General features: G+C 67.5%; 16 protein-coding genes. 7 read left to right on the forward strand and 9 right to left on the reverse strand.

The window, feature by feature from the left end:
• Nucleotides 1-245 precede the first annotated feature (245 nt).
• The gene (gene glyQ, locus XARJCFBP2528_RS19920; protein ID WP_016904250.1) at nt 246-1,154 is read right to left on the reverse strand and encodes a glycine--tRNA ligase subunit alpha; all 909 of its coding nucleotides are present in this window, start codon (nt 1,152-1,154) and stop codon (nt 246-248) included.
• Nucleotides 1,155-1,244: 90 nt separating this feature from the next.
• On the opposite strand from glyQ, the gene XARJCFBP2528_RS19925 reads away from it, so the two are divergent.
• The 3 genes from XARJCFBP2528_RS19925 to XARJCFBP2528_RS19935 all read left to right on the forward strand — a co-directional run bounded on the left by XARJCFBP2528_RS19925 (nt 1,245) and on the right by XARJCFBP2528_RS19935 (nt 5,309).
• A complete protein-coding gene (locus XARJCFBP2528_RS19925) occupies nt 1,245-3,059 on the forward strand; it encodes a GspE/PulE family protein (RefSeq protein ID WP_016904251.1) in 1,815 nt (604 codons plus the stop codon).
• 540 nt (nt 3,060-3,599) lie between these two features.
• Nucleotides 3,600-4,364, forward strand: a complete 765-nt coding sequence (locus XARJCFBP2528_RS19930; RefSeq protein WP_016904252.1) for a glutamine amidotransferase — start codon at nt 3,600-3,602, stop codon at nt 4,362-4,364.
• Between the two features lie 45 nt (nt 4,365-4,409).
• Nucleotides 4,410-5,309: a BPSS1780 family membrane protein gene (locus tag XARJCFBP2528_RS19935; RefSeq protein ID WP_016904253.1), complete on the forward strand. Its 900-nt coding sequence runs from the start codon at nt 4,410-4,412 to the stop codon at nt 5,307-5,309.
• A gap of 270 nt (nt 5,310-5,579) precedes the next feature.
• On the opposite strand, the gene tatC is transcribed toward XARJCFBP2528_RS19935, so the two are convergent.
• The 4 genes from tatC to XARJCFBP2528_RS19955 all read right to left on the reverse strand — a co-directional run bounded on the left by tatC (nt 5,580) and on the right by XARJCFBP2528_RS19955 (nt 8,171).
• A complete protein-coding gene (gene tatC / locus XARJCFBP2528_RS19940; protein ID WP_016904254.1) occupies nt 5,580-6,317 on the reverse strand; it encodes a twin-arginine translocase subunit TatC in 738 nt (245 codons plus the stop codon).
• A complete protein-coding gene (tatB, locus tag XARJCFBP2528_RS19945; protein WP_026064758.1) occupies nt 6,314-6,952 on the reverse strand; it encodes a Sec-independent protein translocase protein TatB in 639 nt (212 codons plus the stop codon). Before tatB ends, tatC begins: the two co-directional genes overlap by 4 nt.
• Before the next feature lie 15 nt (nt 6,953-6,967).
• Nucleotides 6,968-7,195, reverse strand: a complete 228-nt coding sequence (tatA, locus tag XARJCFBP2528_RS19950) for a Sec-independent protein translocase subunit TatA (RefSeq protein WP_016904256.1) — start codon at nt 7,193-7,195, stop codon at nt 6,968-6,970.
• 73 nt (nt 7,196-7,268) lie between these two features.
• The gene (locus XARJCFBP2528_RS19955; protein WP_016904257.1) at nt 7,269-8,171 is read right to left on the reverse strand and encodes a lipid-binding SYLF domain-containing protein; all 903 of its coding nucleotides are present in this window, start codon (nt 8,169-8,171) and stop codon (nt 7,269-7,271) included.
• Between the two features lie 152 nt (nt 8,172-8,323).
• Here XARJCFBP2528_RS19955 and hemH point away from each other — a divergent pair, with 152 nt between their 5' ends.
• Nucleotides 8,324-9,289, forward strand: coding sequence for a ferrochelatase (hemH, locus tag XARJCFBP2528_RS19960; protein ID WP_047125056.1), 966 nt, complete (start codon nt 8,324-8,326; stop codon nt 9,287-9,289).
• A 2-nt stretch (nt 9,290-9,291) separates the two neighbouring features.
• Nucleotides 9,292-10,158 carry an alpha/beta fold hydrolase gene (locus XARJCFBP2528_RS19965; protein ID WP_047125030.1) on the forward strand — a complete coding sequence of 289 codons (867 nt, stop codon included), beginning with the start codon at nt 9,292-9,294 and terminating at the stop codon, nt 10,156-10,158.
• A gap of 142 nt (nt 10,159-10,300) precedes the next feature.
• Here the strand turns inward: XARJCFBP2528_RS19965 and XARJCFBP2528_RS19970 are convergent, their stop codons facing one another.
• The 3 genes from XARJCFBP2528_RS19970 to ttcA form a co-directional block, all read right to left on the reverse strand.
• Entirely contained in the window at nt 10,301-11,086 is a 786-nt protein-coding gene (locus XARJCFBP2528_RS19970) for a YgjP family zinc-dependent metalloprotease (RefSeq protein ID WP_047125031.1), read from the reverse strand.
• Between the two features lie 1,023 nt (nt 11,087-12,109).
• Nucleotides 12,110-13,015 carry a recombination-associated protein RdgC gene (locus XARJCFBP2528_RS19975; protein WP_007974628.1) on the reverse strand — a complete coding sequence of 302 codons (906 nt, stop codon included), beginning with the start codon at nt 13,013-13,015 and terminating at the stop codon, nt 12,110-12,112.
• A gap of 66 nt (nt 13,016-13,081) precedes the next feature.
• A complete protein-coding gene (gene ttcA / locus XARJCFBP2528_RS19980; protein WP_016905005.1) occupies nt 13,082-14,008 on the reverse strand; it encodes a tRNA 2-thiocytidine(32) synthetase TtcA in 927 nt (308 codons plus the stop codon).
• A gap of 481 nt (nt 14,009-14,489) precedes the next feature.
• On the opposite strand from ttcA, the gene xylA reads away from it, so the two are divergent.
• A complete protein-coding gene (gene xylA / locus XARJCFBP2528_RS19985) occupies nt 14,490-15,827 on the forward strand; it encodes a xylose isomerase (protein WP_047125032.1) in 1,338 nt (445 codons plus the stop codon).
• Between the two features lie 69 nt (nt 15,828-15,896).
• Here the strand turns inward: xylA and XARJCFBP2528_RS19990 are convergent, their stop codons facing one another.
• Nucleotides 15,897-16,913: a LacI family DNA-binding transcriptional regulator gene (locus XARJCFBP2528_RS19990; RefSeq protein ID WP_223571197.1), complete on the reverse strand. Its 1,017-nt coding sequence runs from the start codon at nt 16,911-16,913 to the stop codon at nt 15,897-15,899.
• On the opposite strand from XARJCFBP2528_RS19990, the gene XARJCFBP2528_RS24240 reads away from it, so the two are divergent.
• Nucleotides 16,864-17,028 carry a hypothetical protein gene (locus XARJCFBP2528_RS24240; protein WP_016903660.1) on the forward strand — a complete coding sequence of 55 codons (165 nt, stop codon included), beginning with the start codon at nt 16,864-16,866 and terminating at the stop codon, nt 17,026-17,028. The genes XARJCFBP2528_RS19990 and XARJCFBP2528_RS24240 overlap by 50 nt on opposite strands.
• Nucleotides 17,029-17,126: the final 98 nt, after the last annotated feature.

Raw genomic sequence — 17,126 nt, forward strand, 5'->3', positions numbered from 1 at the left:
GAAGGGGCGGATGAGGGTACGGGCGAAGCTCTGTGGAGTTTGGGTGCAGGAGGGCTGCTACTCGCCCCCTCACCCCGACCCCTCTCCCGAGGGGAGAGGGGCTTGCGGGTTCCTTCTCCCGTCGGGAGAAGGTGCCCCGAAGAGGCGGATGAGGGTGCGAGCGAAGCTCTGTGGAGTCTGGGTGCAGGAAGGCTGCGCCTCCGTCCCCTCACCCCAACCCCTCTCACGGGAGAGAGGGGCTTTGGTTACTTCTTCACTCCGGGAAAGCCCAGCTTCTCGCGTTGTGCGTAATACGCCTGTGCCACGCCCTGCGCCAGCGCGCGCACGCGCAGGATGTAGCGCTGGCGTTCGGTCACGCTGATCGCGCGGCGCGCATCCAGCAGGTTGAACGCATGGCTGGCCTTGGTGACCTGTTCGTAGGCCGGCAATGGCAGGCCGACCTCGACCAGGTGCCTGGCTTCGGCTTCGCAGGCGTCGAAGCGATGGAACAGCTCGGCCACGTTGGCATGCTCGAAGTTGTAGGCGCTCTGCTCCACCTCGTTCTGGTGATAGACATCGCCGTAGCTCACCGGCGTGCCGTCCGGGCCGTAGGTCCACACCAGGTCGTAGACGTTGTCGCAGCTCTGCAGGTACATGCACAGCCGCTCCAGCCCGTAGGTGATCTCACCGAGCACCGGCTTGCACTCCAGTCCGCCGGCCTGCTGGAAGTAGGTGAACTGGGTGACTTCCATGCCGTTGAGCCAGACCTCCCAGCCCAGGCCCCAGGCGCCGAGGGTCGGCGATTCCCAGTTGTCCTCGACAAAGCGCAGGTCGTGCACCAGCGGATCGATGCCCAGGGCCTTGAGCGACCCCAGGTACAGGTCCTGGATGTTGTCCGGGTTGGGCTTCATCGCCACCTGGTACTGGTAGTAGCGCTGCAGACGGTTGGGGTTTTCGCCGTAGCGGCCGTCCGTGGGGCGGCGCGAGGGCTGCACGTAGGCCGCATTCCACGGCTCCGATCCCAGCGCGCGCAGGAAGGTGGCCGGATGGAACGTGCCTGCGCCCACTTCCAGGTCCAGCGGCTGGATCAGCACACAGCCTTGCTCGGCCCAGTACTGGTTGAGGGTCTGGATCAGGCCCTGGAAAGTGATTGGAACGCGCCGGGAATCGGACATGCAGCAAAGGCCGTGCGGAAGGGGTGCGCTAGTATACCGGCCGACCCGCAGCGCTTTGCCGCGGAGCACCGCCGCAGGGGAACATCGAACATGGAACAGCGGCGTACGGCCGATCCAGACAGCGCAGCGGCGATCCTGCCGCGCGGCCGGTTGATGTTCGACCCGGTGGCTGCCGCGTTGCTCGCCGATGGCATGGTGGTGCCGCACGAACACGAGCGCGTGCAGTTCTCCGCCGCCGGCGTGCGCAATGCCAGCGAGGTGCATCCGCTGGTGCTGCTGGCCAATCTCAAGCTGCATGCCGCGCAGCCGCCGGCCGGCGAACTCGGGCTGGAACGGCTGACCGAATGGCTGGCCACCCGCACCGGCCTGCGCTATCTGCGCATCGATCCCACCCGCATCGATGTGGCCGCGGTCACCGGTGTGGTCTCGCATGCGTATGCGCGCCGCCACCGCATCCTGCCGCTGGCGCTGGATGCCGAGCGCGTGCTGATCGCCACCAGCGAGCCGCTGGCGCTGGAATGGCTGGCCGACGTGCAGCATCTGAGCCGGCGTCGCATCGAGCTGGCACTGATCAACCCGCTGGACCTGCATCGCTACACGATGGAGTTCTTCGGCGTGACCCAGTCGGTGCGCGGCGCGCGCGGCGATGTGCGCAGCGCCGAACCGGGTGCCGGCCTGCCCAGTTTCGAGCAGCTGGTGGAACTGGGCCGCGCCGGCGACGTCAATGCCGACGACCACCACATCGTGCATATCGTCGACTGGCTGCTGCAGTACGCCTACGAACAGCGGGCCAGCGACATCCATCTGGAGCCGCGTCGCGAGGCAGGGCGCATGCGCTTCCGCATCGACGGGGTGCTGCACAAGGTGCTGGAAGTACCACCGTCGGTGATGACCGCGGTGGTCAGCCGCATCAAGGTGCTCGGGCGCATGGACCTGGCCGAACGCCGCCGCCCGCAGGATGGCCGCATCAAGACCCGGTCGCCGGGTGGGCGCGAGGTGGAAATGCGCTTGTCCACGATGCCCACCGCATTCGGCGAGAAGTGCGTGATGCGTATCTTCGACCCGGATTCGGCGTTCAAGAGCATCGAGCAACTCGGCTTCAGCCCGGAAGAGGCCGCCGGCTGGAGCGCGCTGGTCGAGCGCCCGCACGGCATCGTGCTGGTCACCGGCCCGACCGGCTCGGGCAAGACCACCACGCTGTATTCCACGCTCAAGCGCCTGGCCACGCCGGACGTGAACGTGTGCAGCGTGGAGGACCCGATCGAAATGATCGCGCCCGAGTTCAACCAGATGCAGGTGCAGCAGAACATCGACCTGGATTTCGCCAGCGGCGTACGCACGCTGCTGCGCCAGGACCCGGACATCATCATGATCGGCGAAATCCGCGACCTGGAGACCGCGCAGATGGCGGTGCAGGCCTCGCTCACCGGGCATCTGGTGCTATCGACGCTGCACACCAACGACGCCGCCTCGGCGATCACCCGCCTGCTGGACCTGGGCGTGCCGCATTACCTGGTGGCGTCCACGCTCAACGGCGTGCTGGCGCAGCGGCTGGTGCGCACCCTGTGCGTGCACTGCAAGCGCCCGCATACGCTCAGCGACGACGAGTGGGCGGCGATCCGCGAGCCGGGCGAAGCGCTGCCGGAGGTGCTGAACGTGCACGCGCCGGTCGGCTGCCTGGAATGCCGCCGCACCGGCTATCTGGGCCGTGTCGGCCTGTACGAGTTGCTGCCGGTGAGCCCGCGCCTGCGCAGCCTGATCCGCGCCGACACCGACCTGGCCAGCTTCAGCCATGCCGCACGTGGCGAGGGCTTGCGCACGCTGCGGCGCACCGGCCTGGAGAAGGTGGCCGCCGGGCTGACCACGGTGGAAGAGGTGTTGTCGGTGTTGCCGCCGCGGGACTAGGCGGATCGCCTGGGACTTGCACGGTGATCGGCACAGGCGACCCTCACCCCCAACCCCCGCTCCGCGCCCCGGCCCGCGTTTGCGACGCGGGCGCTCCAAGGCACGCGCGCCAGTGGCGCGCAAGCCGTGCCCTCTCGCTCGGCGGGAGAGGGGCTCGCTCCGTTCTCCCACCGTTTGCTCCGTTCTCCCACGGGGAGGAGCTGCCCGAAGGGCGGATGAGGGTACGTCGGCACGCACATTGCGCCATTGGCAGGGGCTCGGCCTCACCATTGACCAGGTACACGGCACGGCCGAGTACAACCAGATCAGCGGCGCACGATCACCGCGGCAACCGAGTCGGCAACCGACATGGCACAAACCATCTCAGCCATCACTGCTCTTACATCCACACAGCGCAAGTAGCCAGCTCCCCGCCCCCCAGCCATCAGCACATAGCCATCCGGAATAACCTTAGCTGCATGCGTTGGCACGCCACTTGAAAAAAACCGGCTGGAGCTGCCTACAATCGGGCACATCAGTCGCTGCTGGATTTTCGTCCGCATGTCCGCCTTGCCGTTCCTGATCATCGAAACCGGGCATCCCGTGCCGGAGATGAAGCGATACGGCCGTTTTCGGCACTGGATCCGCGTCGCGGCCGGGCTGGCCGAGCATGAGACCGTCGCCGTCGATGTCGCCAACGGCGGCCGCCTGCCCGACCGTGACGGCTTTGCCGGCACCATCGTCAGCGGCTCGGCCGCCTACGTCACCGACCGCGCCGACTGGAGCGAACGCAGTGCCGCCTGGCTGCGCGATGCCGCCCACCAGGGCATGCCGCTGCTCGGTATCTGCTACGGGCACCAGCTGCTGGCGCACGCGCTGGGCGGCGAAGTCGATTACAACCCGGCCGGGCGCGAGTCCGGCACCATCGCGCTGGAATTGCACCCGCCGGCCGAGCAGGACCCGTTGTTTGCCGGCCTGCCGGCGCATTTCCCGGCGCACGCCACGCACATGCAAACCGTGGTGCGCGCCCCGGACGGCGCCATCGTGCTGGCGCATTCGCGACAGGACCGCTGCCATGCCTTCCGCTGGGGGCAGGCCACCTGGGGCGTGCAGTTCCACCCCGAGTTCGCCACCCACCACATGCGCGGCTATGTGCAGGCGCGCGCCGAGTGCATTGCCCGCCACGGGCACTGCGCCCGCACGGTCGCCCGCGAGGTCACCGCCGCGCCGATCGCCCGCAAGCTGCTGCGCCGGTTCGTGCATCACGCACGCGGCCTGCAAACAGTGACCACTCATCCCGCCGCACACACGCAAAAGCAGCGATAATCGCGCCACGCCGGATGGTCCGGTGCGTATCGATCCGGAATGGGAATGAGCGAAATCCGCAAGGTGCCGGCGTCTGCCGGCGCAGAATGGCTGTTGACCGGTTTCTCGCTGTTGAAGCGGGCGCCGCTGGCGCTTGGCTCGCTGGGGGTGATCTGGAGCGTGGCGGCCACCCTGGTGGTGTCGCTGTCGGTGCTGGTGCCGCTGCTGGGCCCGGCCCTGCAGTTCCTGCTGGTGCTGGCCGGCCCGCTGTTCATGGGCGGCCTGCTGTGGGCGATCCGCGAGGTCGACGAAGGCCGCATCGCCAAGCCGTCGCATCTGCTGCACGGCCTGCAGGACGGCCGCGCGCCGCATCTGCTGGTGTCGCTGCTGCCGCAGCTGATCGCCGGCCTGCTGCTGGGCGTGCTGCTGCTGGTGATGATCGGCGCCAGCGGGCTGCAGCAGTTGTCCGAGGTGATGATCAAGATCAACCAGATCAGCCAGTCCGGCGCGCAGCCGGACCCGGTGCAGATCGAGCAGCTGGCCGCCAGCCTGCCGGCCGGCCGCATCCTGCTGTGGCTGCTGCTGACCATCGCCACCTTTGCGGCAATGACGCTGGCGCTGTTCGTGATGCCGCCGCAGGTGATGTTCGACCGCAGCACCGGCGGCCACGCGCTGCGCGAGAGCCTGCGTGCCAGCCTGCACAACCTGCCGGCGATGCTGGTGTTCTTCGTGCTGGCCTTCATCGCCATCTTCGCGATCTATTTCGCGGTGATGATCGTGGCGCTGATCGTCGGCCTGGTGGCCGGGCAGACCGTGGCGATGTGGCTGGCCCAGCTGCTGCTGATGGCGGTGCTGATGCCGGTATTCGCCGGCTCGGTGTACGCCGCCTGGAAGCAGATGTTCACCCACGCAGGCGCAACCGCGCAGCCCACGGCGCCGTCGCGCCCGGATGTGTTCGCCGCCTGATCGCCTTGATCCGGGATGTGCCGACAACAAAGCCCTGATCCGTAGGAGCGCACCTGGGCGCGACGAAGCGTCCCCCGGGAACGCCCTCGCTCGCGCGAACGTGTTCGCCGCCTGACCATCCAAACCCGTAGGAGCGCGCCTGGGCGCGACGAAGCTTTCCTCAGGAGAGCCCCGGTCGCGCCCAGGTGCGCTCCTACGTGGGTGATCGCGTCCGGGTGATGCCGGGTTGCGCAGCTGCATGTCGGCACGCGCCTAAGCGCGGCGAGTGCGCTAGGCGGGCTTCGGCCCCACCGCGCGCGAGGCGATGATGCCCAGCTCGTAGAGCAGGCACATCGGGATGGCCAGCATTAGCTGCGAGACCACGTCCGGCGGGGTGAGCACCGCGGCCAGGATGAAGATGCCGACGATGGCATAGCCGCGGCCTTCGCTCAGCTGCTTGGGGCTGACCCAGCCCAGCAGCACCAGGATCACCAACGCCACCGGCAACTCGAAACTCGCACCGAAGGCGAAGAAGATCGCCAGCACGAAATCCAGGTAGGAATTGGCGTCCGGAGTAATGGCGATCACGTCCGGCTTGAACGTGGTCAAAAAGTGGAACACCGCCGGCAACACCAGAAAATACGCGAACGCGCAGCCGATGTAGAACAGCGCCACTGCCGAGGCCAGCAGCGGGAATGCGAGTTTCTTTTCGCGCTGGTACAGGCCCGGCGCCACGAAGGCCCAGGCCTGGTACAGCAGCCACGGCACGCTGACGAACACCGCCACGAAGAAGGTCAGCTTGAGCGGTGCGAAGAACGCGCCGGCCGGGTTCATCGCGATCATCGTCTGCCCCAGCGGCAGCTGCGAAATCAGCGGTGCGGCCAGCCACGAATAGATCGCGCGGGAGAACGGCAGCAATGCCAGCAGCACCACGCCCAGGCCGATCAGGGCGCGCACCAGGCGCGCGCGCAATTCGACCAGATGCTCGATCAGACTGCTTTCGGCCTGTGCGTCGTCGAACAGGCTCACGGCTGTTTCTCCTGGATCTTGCCCGGCGCAGCCGGCTCGGTCGGCGCCTTCAGCGTGCTCGGCTCCATCGGCGGGTTGGTGGCCGGCGTCTGCGCCTGCGCGCTGGTGCTGCTGAGATGCGCGGCATGCGGCGCCGGCACCACGGTGTCGTGCGGGGCCGGTATCAAGGTTTGATACGGCGCCGGCGCAATCGGCTGGGCCTGGGCAATGACCGGTGCGGCCTCATGGTCGGCCGCATCCGCAGCGCCCGCTGCCGACGTGGCAGTCGCCCCGGCCGACAGATCCGCATGCGCCAGCTCCAGCGGTGTCGCCACCGGTGTGGCCGTGCTGCGGATATCGATATCGCGCCCCACCTCGTCGTGCAGCGCGCGGGCGCCCTGCTCCAGATGCTGCTGCTTGTTGCGCAGCTGGTCTTCGGCTTCGCGCAGCGAGGCCTGCACATCCTGCAGGCTGCGCTTGAGCTCTTCGGCTTCCAGCTCGCGCTCCAGTTCCTGCTTGACCGAATCCCACTGCATGCGCGCGCGGCGCACCCACAGTCCGGCAAACCGGGCCGCCTTGGGCAGGCGCTCGGGACCGAGCACCACCAGGGCGACGATTGCAATCAGCGTCAGTTCGCCAACACCTATGTCAAACACCGACGCCGCTCCGGATCAACGCGCGTCGCGATCGCGCTCGGCCTGCGCTTCACGTGCCTGCTCCGCCGTGCGGGTGTCGTCACCGAGCTTGCCGGCCGGCTTGTCGTCGTCGTGCATGCCTTTCTTGAATTCCTTGACCGCGCTGCCGAGATCCTTGGCACCGCTGGTGAGCCGCTTGGTACCGAACACCAGCAACACGATCACCAGCACGATCAGCCAGTGCCAAATGCTGAAACCGCCCATGATCTGCTCGCTTGCTGAAGAAGAAGGAAGACGCAGGATACCCCAGCGCACCGCGCAGGGGGATGACAGCCTGTCAGCGGTTGCCGTCCAGCGATTCGGTACGGATTTCGCCATCGGACACCGGCTGGAAGCCCTGCTGCGGCGGTGGCGTCGTGCTGGGCTGCATCGGCACGGTGCTGGCCTCGTTCACCGCTGGCGGCGGCGTGGTGGTCGCCTGTGCCGGCGGCGGCGTTGCCGGACGCGGCGCGCTGGCGCCGTCGTCGGCGCTGCCATCGGTACCGCGATTGGCGCGTGCGGTGTAGGTCGCCTCTTCCAGGCGGTCGCGGAAGGCGATCACGTCGGTGGAGGCACGCTCGTTGGTGCGGCCTTCGAAGATCATGCGCGGGGTGGCGCCGCCACCGTAGGCGTTGAGGTCGGCGGCATCGTCGATCTGCAGCACCGCACCGTCCAGCGCCACGCCGGCGAACAGGCCACGGGCGCGCGACCACGACCAGATTTCGGCCTTGAGCTGACCGTCGGTGGCGGCGGCGGCATTGCGGCCGACCGGGCCGGCGGCCACGCCGGCATCGGCACCGAGGGTGAACTTGCCGTTGACGATGTTGTCCAGGCTGCGGTCGTTGCGGAACACCAGCACCACGTCGGAGGATTGCACGCCGGCCTGGAAGCCGATGCTGCCGCCGGTGAGCTTGACGAACACCGGCTGCGACCAGCTGCCATCGGCATTCTTCATCGACATCAGGCCATGCCCGCGCCGGCCGCCGATCACCAGCCCGGCCTTGAGCGTGTCGGGGATGACCACGATGGCGCGCGCCTCGTCGAGCAGCTTGTCCGGGATCGCCTGCTCGGGGATCTTCATGATCTCGTTGAGCACGCGCACCGCGTTACGCGCGCGCTGGTCCTCTTCCGGGCCGGCGACGGCATGGCCGGCGGCGAAGGTCAGCGACAACAACAGGGCCAGGCGCGACAGACGAGGCATGACAAGCTCCAGAGGACAATCCGTCAAAGATAGCAATGGCGCGACGTTAGTGGTGGCGCAATGAATCGGTGGTGAGCGCAGCCAGGCGGCAGAGGCGGTCAATGGCGGCGATCGATGCGCTGTCCTCGGCAGCGCTGCTGCGCTCTGCCAGAATGGTGCGCATGAACACCACCCCCGATACCGCCCTGCTGGTCGTCAATCTCGGCACCCCCGAGTCGCCCACCGCCCCGGCCGTGCGCCGTTACCTGGCCGAGTTCCTCAGCGACCGCCGCGTGGTCGCGATCCCGCCGCTGTTCTGGAAGCCGCTGCTGTACGGGGTGATCCTGCCGATCCGCGGGCCCAAGTCGGCCGAGAAATACGCCAAGGTCTGGCTGCCGGATGGCTCACCGCTGGCGGTGTACACGCGCCGCCTGGCCGAGGGCCTGAAAGAGGTCATGCCGGACTGGCACGTGGAGTGGGCCATGCGCTATGGCACCCCGGCGCTGCGCAAGACGCTGGATGGCCTGCGCGCGCGCGGCATCAGGCGCATCGTGGTGCTGCCGCTGTATCCGCAGTATTCCACCACCACCACCGCCTCGATCCAGGACGTGATCGATGCCTGGCGCCCGAGCGCGCCGGAGATCGCGGTCGAGGTGATCCAGGACTATTGCGAAGACGCCGGCTGGGTCGCGGCGATCGCCGATTCGATCCGCGCGCACTGGCAGGCGCACGGGCGCAGCGAGAAGCTGATGTTCTCCTTCCACGGCCTGCCGCAGCGCGTGGCCAATGCCGGCGACCCGTATCCGCAGCAATGCGAGCGCAGCGCACAGGCCATCGTCACCGCGCTCGGCCTGGGCGCGGACGAATGGCAGATGGGCTACCAGTCGCGCTTCGGTTCGGAACGCTGGCTGCAGCCGTATGCCGAGCCGACCTTGTGGAAACTGGCCGAAGGCGGCGTGCGCAGCTTCGACCTGGTCTGCCCGGGTTTTGCCACCGACTGCCTGGAAACCCTGGAGGAAGTGGCGCTGGGCTTTGCCGAAACGCTGGCCGAACGCGGCGCCACGCTCAGCTACATCCCCTGCCTCAACGCCAGCCCGGCGCATGCGCAGGCACTGGCCGCAGTGGCCCGACGCGCGTGAGGTTGGAGCCGTTTGCGTGCGACCTGGCGATCGGCCGGGTCACCGGGCTGCGCAACCCCGAACGTGGCCCGCGCCGGGTGCTGGCACTGCATGGCTGGCTCGACAATGCCGCCAGCTTCCTGCCGCTGAGCGCGCATCTGCAAGCGCAGGACCTGGATCTGGTGTTGCTGGATCTGCCCGGCCACGGCCACAGCGCGTGGTTGCCCATCGGCGCCGAATACACGCTCAGCAGCGCGATCGCGATTCTGCTGCAGGTGGCCGATGCGCTGGGCTGGGAGCGCTTCAGCGTGCTCGGCCACTCGCTGGGCGGCGGCGTCGCCAGCCTGCTGGCCGCTGCGGCGCCGGAACGCGTCGAGGCACTGATCGCGATCGAGGCCTTGGGCGCGCTGGCCGAGCCGGTCGAGAGCACCGCCACCCGCCTGCGCGATGCGGTGGCGTCGGCACGCACGCTGGCGCAGCGGCCGTTACGGGTGTTTCCGTCGATGGAGATGCCGGTGCGCGCACGCATGATGGCCAACCAGCTCACCGAACCGGCCGCGCGGCTGCTGGTGGAGCGCGGGGTCTGCGCGGTCGAAGGCGGCTACAGCTGGTGCAGCGACCCGCGCCTGACCTTGCCCACCGCCATCCGCATGACCGAAGCGCAGATCGACGTACTGCTGGCCTCCATCGCCTGCCCGACCCAGGCCATCTTCGCCACGCCGGCGCAGGTGTACTTCCCCGATGCCCTGCGCGATCACCGCGTGGCGCTGATGCGCGATGCACGCCTGCACCTGTTGCCCGGCACGCACCATGTGCACATGGAAGCACCGGACGCGGTGGCGGCGGTGATCAACGGATTTCTGGCGTCGTTGCCGCCGCCGCGCGCGTGATGCGTGGAATGCGTGCATGCGTCCTGCGCGATGCTACGGCGCTGACGCTCGTGCTTGTTGCCTTGCATGCGACAGCAGACCTCAGTGCCGGTAGCACCGGCAGGTAGCGTCAGCGATGCCAACTGCATCGCGACGACCGGCCTCACTCCACCTGCAACAACCGCCGCAGTTGCGCCTTGAGCTGGCGGCCGTGCTCGTGGAAATAGCTGCGCTCGTCGCGCCAGGCGGGAAAGCGCTGTTCCACCTCGGCCCAGAACGCCGGCGAGTGGTTGGCCTGCAGCAGGTGGCAGAGCTCGTGCACCAGCACGTATTCGAACGCGGACGGGCGGCCGAGCACCAGCGCCAGATCCAGCGCCATCGAGCCATCCGGTGCCAGCGAGCCCCACTGCGAGGACATCACCTTCAGCCGCACCCGCGCCGGGGCGCGCGGCAGGCCGGGCAGGTAGCTCGGCAACCAGCGGCCGACATCGGCGCGCGCCTGCGCTTCGTAGAATTCCTTCAGCGTGCGGCGCAGGCCTGCATCGCCCAGCCGGGTCGGCACATGGAACTGCGCGCCGTCATCGGTGACCTCGATGCGTGCGTAGCGCCCGTCGTACCAGCTCAGCGGCAACAAGGCACCGCGTAACGGCAGCAGCCCCGGCACGCCACGCTCCAACGCCGGAAACGCATCCACCTGCTGATAACGCGACAACTGCGTGCTCAGCCAGTCCAGATGCGCCTGCAGAAAGCGTTCGCCGGCCACCAGGCTTGCGCGCAGTGGCAAGGTCAGCCGCGCGCCGCGTTCGTCCACACTGAGCTTGATGCGCCGCGCACGCGGGTCGCGCACGCGCAGCACCGCGATCTCGCGCCCGTCCAGCTGCAGGCGCAGGCAATCGCGTTCGACAACCTGCGGGGCGGGCGCGATAAGGCGGCGGACGGGCTTGAACATGGGCACAGGATAGCGCCGCGATGTGTCAGGTGGTGAGACGGGGCGATTGATGCATTCGATGTTGGCGCGACTTCTTTGAGCGACTGGCAAACGACGCTGCCCATCGCCAGGTGGGCGCAGCCGACGGCGCTAGATCTGCGGCCTGGTTGCAGGGCCCTTGCCCGCCCAGCACGGCCGAGTCTCTGTGCTTGGGGCGTCGTACTGGATAGCGCGAATGGAAAAGCTGCAGAGCGACGCATCGGCGACTTGGCTGCAAGGTCCTTGCCCGCCCACCGTCGCGGGACACGCCGCAAGTACGTCCGTGTAGGCTCTTACGCGGCATCCATGCCGCGTAAGGTCCCGCGACGGTGAGCGGACAAGGACCAATCGAGATGCTCGGTGCGCATGGCTTTTAACAAAACAGCCAGCAAACTGTCTGGTGCGGTGCCCTCACCGATTGCGGGACCGTGTGGCGGCATGGATGCCGCCACCGAGCCCCCAGGGACGGGTTCACGGCGTGTCCCGCGAGCGGTGAGGGCACCGCGCACTCGACTCACCTGGCTTTGATTGTTGATCTGCGACTTGGTTGCAGGGCCCCTGCCCGCCCACCATCGCGGGACACGCCGCAAGTACGTCCTTGTAGTCCCGCGACGGTGGGCCGGCAAGGACCTGTCGAGATGGTCGGTGTGCATGTTTGCAAACAGGGCATGACCTGCGCTGGTCGGATCACTGTGCGTCGACCAGCTTTTCCCCTTTTGCATGCAGAGCGGTGGACAGGCTTTCAGCACGCAAGCTGCAAACTTTTCATTGCCTGGCGCAGCGCAAGCCAGGAATGACGCTTTCAAGAAATCAAGCGGCCAACTTTCTGGTGCGGTGTCCTTGCCGGTTGCGGGACCCTTGGCGGCATGAATGCCGCCAAGGAGACTCCACGAACGGATGCACGGCGTGTCCCGCGAGCGGTGAGGGCACCGCGCACTCGACTCACCGGGCATTTGACTCAAGCATCGATCGCGACGCCACGACGCCACCGCTCGACCGTTGCGCTTACTCGGCCTTGCTCAGCTTCAACGCGGTTTCCAGCAGCAGGAACAGGCGCCGGATTTCCGCGCTCATCAGCGCGAAGCGGGCGTCGAGTTCGGCGCGTGCGCCGTCGTCTTCGCTGTGTTCGAGCTGGTCCAGTGCGCCATCGAGGAACTTGAGTTTGCGGATCACCAGATCGTCGCCGAGCACGAACGACAGATTGTCGTCCAGCACCAGCGCCAGCTTGGTGACCTGCTTGCCGGCTTCCAGGTGCTTGTCGATCTCGTCGCCGCGCAGTTCCTGGTGCTGGCACTTGACCACCGCGCCGCCTTCGATCGGGTCCTTCATCTCGCACTCTTCGCCCAGGCTCAGGCCTTCGGGCAAGGGTTCACCGGCGATCCAGCCGGTGAGGATGGCGCGCGGTGCGACTTCGGCATTCAACGGCAGTGCCGGGAAGCTGCCGAGTGCGCCGCGGATCTCGCTCATCACGTTCTCGCCGCTCTTGCGGCTGGAACTGTTGACCGCGATGTAGCCGTGCTGCAGATCCAGGATGGCATCGGTGCGCGAGCTCTTGACGAAGGCGCGCGGCAGCAGCTCATGGATCAGGTCGTCCTTCAGGCGCTTGCGCGCCTTGCCGCCGGGGCGACGGCCTTCCTTCTCTTCGATCTCGGCGACCTTGCGCTCGAGCAGGTCGTTGACCACCGCGCCGGGCAGGATCTTGTCCTCGCCACCGACGGTGAGCCAGAGGAAATCTTCCAGACGGTGCGAGAGCACTTCCTGCTCGTCGCGGCCGAACGGGGAGATGAAACCGCGCGAGCTCATTTCCAGCGGGCCGACCGGCTTGAGCTGCACTTGCGGCAGTAGCGTGTCGATCTCGGAGAAATCCAGCGTGGTCGGGAAACGGAACAGAGTGAGATTACGAAAGAACATGCGTCGGACCGAAGAGAAGGAAGAAACGGGGAGGGTGGAAAGACTGCCGGTGCCGCGATGGCCGCGTCAGTCGCTGTCGTGTGCGCTGTCGCCGGCGGCGAGCCAGGCGCTGGAATCGGGATCGGGATCGGGATCGGGCGGTGCTGCATCGCCATTGCGGCCCAGCGCCAGGAAATCGAACAGGGTGCGGTCGGCCAGTTGCTCGGGCCGCACATCGCCCAGCGCGCGGGCGATCTGCTCGACCCGCCCGGGCTGCTCGCGGTCCCACTGCTGCAGCATCCGCCCGACCTGCTGGCGCTGCAGGTTTTCCTGGCTGCCGCACAGGTTGCACGGAATGATCGGGAACTGGCGCGCCTGCGCGTAGGCGGCGATATCGGCTTCGCGCACGTAGGCCAGCGGGCGGATCACCACATGCGCGCCGTCGTCGCTGCGCAGCTTGGGCGCCATCGCCGCGAGCCGGGCGTGGTGGAACAGATTCATGAAGAACGTGGCCACGATGTCGTCGCGATGGTGGCCGAGCGCGATCTTGGTCACGCCATGCGCCTGCGCGTAGGCATACAGCGCGCCGCGCCGCAGCCGCGAGCACAACGAACACATGGTCTTGCCGGCCGGAATCACCCGGCTGACCACCGAATACGTGTCCTGCTCGACGATGTCGAACGGTACATCCAGCCCACGCAGGTAAGTGGGCAGCACCTGCGCGGGGAAGTCGGGCTGCTTCTGGTCCAGATTGACCGCCACCAGGGTGAACGGCACCGGTGCCTTGCGCTGCAACTGCAGCAGCATGTCCAGCAAGGTGTAGCTGTCCTTGCCGCCGGACAGGCAGACCATGATCTTGTCGCCGGGGGCGATCATGCCGAAGTCGGCAATCGCCTGGCCCACCTGGCGCTGCAGGCGTTTGCCCAGACGCAGCTGCTCACGCTGCAGCCGCTGGCGCGGGTCGCGCGGCGCGGGGTCGGCCAGGGGTTGCGGCAGCGGCAGGACAGCGGTCATAAGCCGGCCATTGTAGCTGTCCGGCGCGCGGCGGGCCGGCGCCGCGCACGCGCGGCTGAACGGGCGGTCAGCCGCTTGCGGGCGGGGTGTCCGGCGCTGGTTTGGCGGTGCCGGGGCGCTAGCGAGCCGATCACCGCTAGAGGTGTGCCGCAGGTACTTGGGGCAGCGCACATCTCGCAGCGCAGCAAGCCTTTCGGCGCCGGGCTGGGTAAAGTCGGGCAGACCGCTTCACTCGGGATCGGCATGGCATCTTCAGCTTCGCTCCATCGCGCGGCTTTTTTCGGTCGCGATTGTGGTAGCGCTAACATTCTGCGCGGCACGGGTCAGGCCCCGTGCCGGCGTCCGTCCCCGGCGCCGATTGAGAGTGCGCGCCGGTGGCGGCGGTGACGGCCTGCATGCGCGATCGCTGCGCTGCGTGGCTGGTCACTCGCGTGCGACACCTTTCCCTTCTCCCCTCGCCTCTCTGCAGGAGCTCCACCCCATGAGCAACACCGTCTACATCGGCGCCAAGGAATATTTCCCCGGTATCGGCAAGATCGGCTTCGAAGGCCGCGATTCGGACAACCCGCTGGCGTTCAAGGTCTACGACGCCAACAAGCAGGTCGGCGACAAGACCATGGCCGAGCATCTGCGATTTGCCGTGGCCTACTGGCACAGCTTCTGCGGCAACGGCGCCGATCCGTTCGGCCCGGGCACGCGCGCGTATCCGTGGGATATCGGCAACACCGCGTTGAATCGCGCCGAAGCCAAGGCCGATGCCGCGTTCGAGTTCTTCACCAAGCTCGGCGTGCCGTACTACTGCTTCCACGACATCGACCTGTCGCCCGATGCCGACGACATCGGCGAGTACCAGAGCAACCTCAAGCACATGGTCGGCATCGCCAAGCAGCGCCAGGCCGACACCGGCGTCAAGCTGTTGTGGGGCACCGCCAACCTGTTCTCGCACCCGCGTTACATGAATGGTGCGTCGACCAATCCTGACTTCAACGTCGTCGCGCGTGCGGCGGTGCAGGTCAAGGCCGCGATCGATGCCACCGTGGAATTGGGCGGCGAAAACTACGTGTTCTGGGGCGGCCGCGAAGGCTATGCCTGCCTGCACAACACCCAGATGAAGCGCGAGCAGGACAACATTGCGCGCTTCTTGACCCTGGCACGCGACTACGGCCGCGCGATCGGCTTCACCGGCAACTTCCTGATCGAGCCCAAGCCGATGGAGCCGATGAAGCACCAGTACGACTTCGACAGCGCCACGGTGATCGGCTTCCTGCGTCAGCACGGCCTGGACCAGGACTTCAAGCTGAACATCGAAGCAAACCACGCCACGCTGTCGGGCCACAGCTTCGAGCACGACCTGCAGGTGGCATCCGATGCCGGCCTGCTCGGCAGCATCGATGCCAACCGCGGCAACCCGCAGAACGGCTGGGATACCGACCAGTTCCCGACCGACCTGTACGACACCGTCGGCGCGATGCTGGTGGTGCTGCGCCAGGGCGGGCTGGCACCGGGCGGGCTGAACTTCGATGCCAAGGTGCGCCGCGAGTCGTCCGACCCGCAGGATCTGTTCCTGGCGCATATCGGCGGCATGGACGCATTTGCACGCGGGCTGGAAGTGGCCAATGCGCTGCTGACCTCCTCGCCGCTGGAGCAATGGCGCGCCGAGCGGTATGCCAGCTTCGACAGCGGCGCGGGTGCGGACTTCGCCAACGGCAGCAGCACGCTGGTGGATCTGGCCAAGTACGCCGCCGGCAACGAACCCAAGCAGCTCAGCGGCCGTCAGGAAGCCTACGAGAACCTGATCAACCAGTATCTGACGCGTTGATGCTGTGCCGATGGTCGCCTGCACGCGCAGGCGACCATCGGCGGCCTGCGCGCAGAATCGCGTGCAGCGTCATGGCTGTTCCGTTACATCCGGCGCCGCCGGTGCGGCCACCGAATCCCGCTTGACCAGCAGGTGCGCGACCACATGATCGACCATCTTCGCCGTGCGCTCCTTGGCGCGAATCGTCTTCAACAGGATGTCCAGCGCGGCGTCGGCCATGGCGGCGATGGGCTGCTGCACGGTGGTGAGTTCGGGCCATACCGCAGTGGCGGCGGAGGTGTCGTCGAAGCCGACCACCGACAGATCGCGCGGCACATCCAGCCCGCGCCGATGCGCGACCGAGATCGCGGCGGCGGCCATATCGTCGTTGCTGGCGAAGATGGCGCTGGGGCGGCGTTTGCGCGCCAGCAGTTTTTCCGCAGCGACCAGGCCGGATTTGTAGGTGTAGTCGCCCGGTTGCACCAGGTGCCGGTCCAGCCGCAGGCCCGCATCGGCCAGCGCGGCCTGGAACCCCTCGAAGCGACGCGTGCTGGCAGACAGGTTGGGATGCCCGGCGATGTAACCGATACGCGTGTGGCCCTGCGCGATCAGATGCTCGGTGATTTCCTTGGCGGCGGCGAATTCGTCGATGCGCACACAGGCCACATCCGGGCTGAAATGGTTGGAGGCGATCGCCACCACCGGCACCTTGGCGCGTACCAGTTCCAGCACCGCGGCCTTGGATTCGCACAGCGGCGGCGGCAGGATCACCCCGGCCACGCCCTTGGCGAGCTTGCGTGCGGCACGGCGTTCGGCGTCGGCATCCAGGTCGTCCCAGCAATCGATCACCAGCTGGATCGGCGTGCGCGAGGCAACCCGCAACACGCCCAGCAGCAACTCACGCAGGTAGGCGCCGCTGGGATCGCTGTAGATCAACGCAATGCGCGTGCTCTGCGCGGCGGCCAGGGCACTGGCCGCCAGGTTGGGCGTGTAGCCCAGCTTGTCGACCGCGCGCAGCACGCGTGCACGGGTGGCATCGCGCACGCTGCCGTTGTTGTTGACCACGCGCGAGACCGTCATCGGCGAGACCTTCGCCAGCGCCGCCACCTCGTCGATGGTGGTCGCGCGGCTGGTGCGGCGGACCGATTTCCTGACCTTCTCCAAGCGTGGCCTCTTCAAGTGGGTGGCGAACCTGCACGATGCACACAACCCGCTGCAGTAACGCAAGCGCCGACTGCGTGCATGACGATGCGACGCATGGTACCGGGAAGCAGGCAGAGCGGCGATACGCCGCGGCGTGCGGCGATGTCGCTGGAGCAT

This window comes from Xanthomonas arboricola pv. juglandis (assembly GCF_001013475.1).
Lineage (GTDB): Bacteria > Pseudomonadota > Gammaproteobacteria > Xanthomonadales > Xanthomonadaceae > Xanthomonas > Xanthomonas arboricola.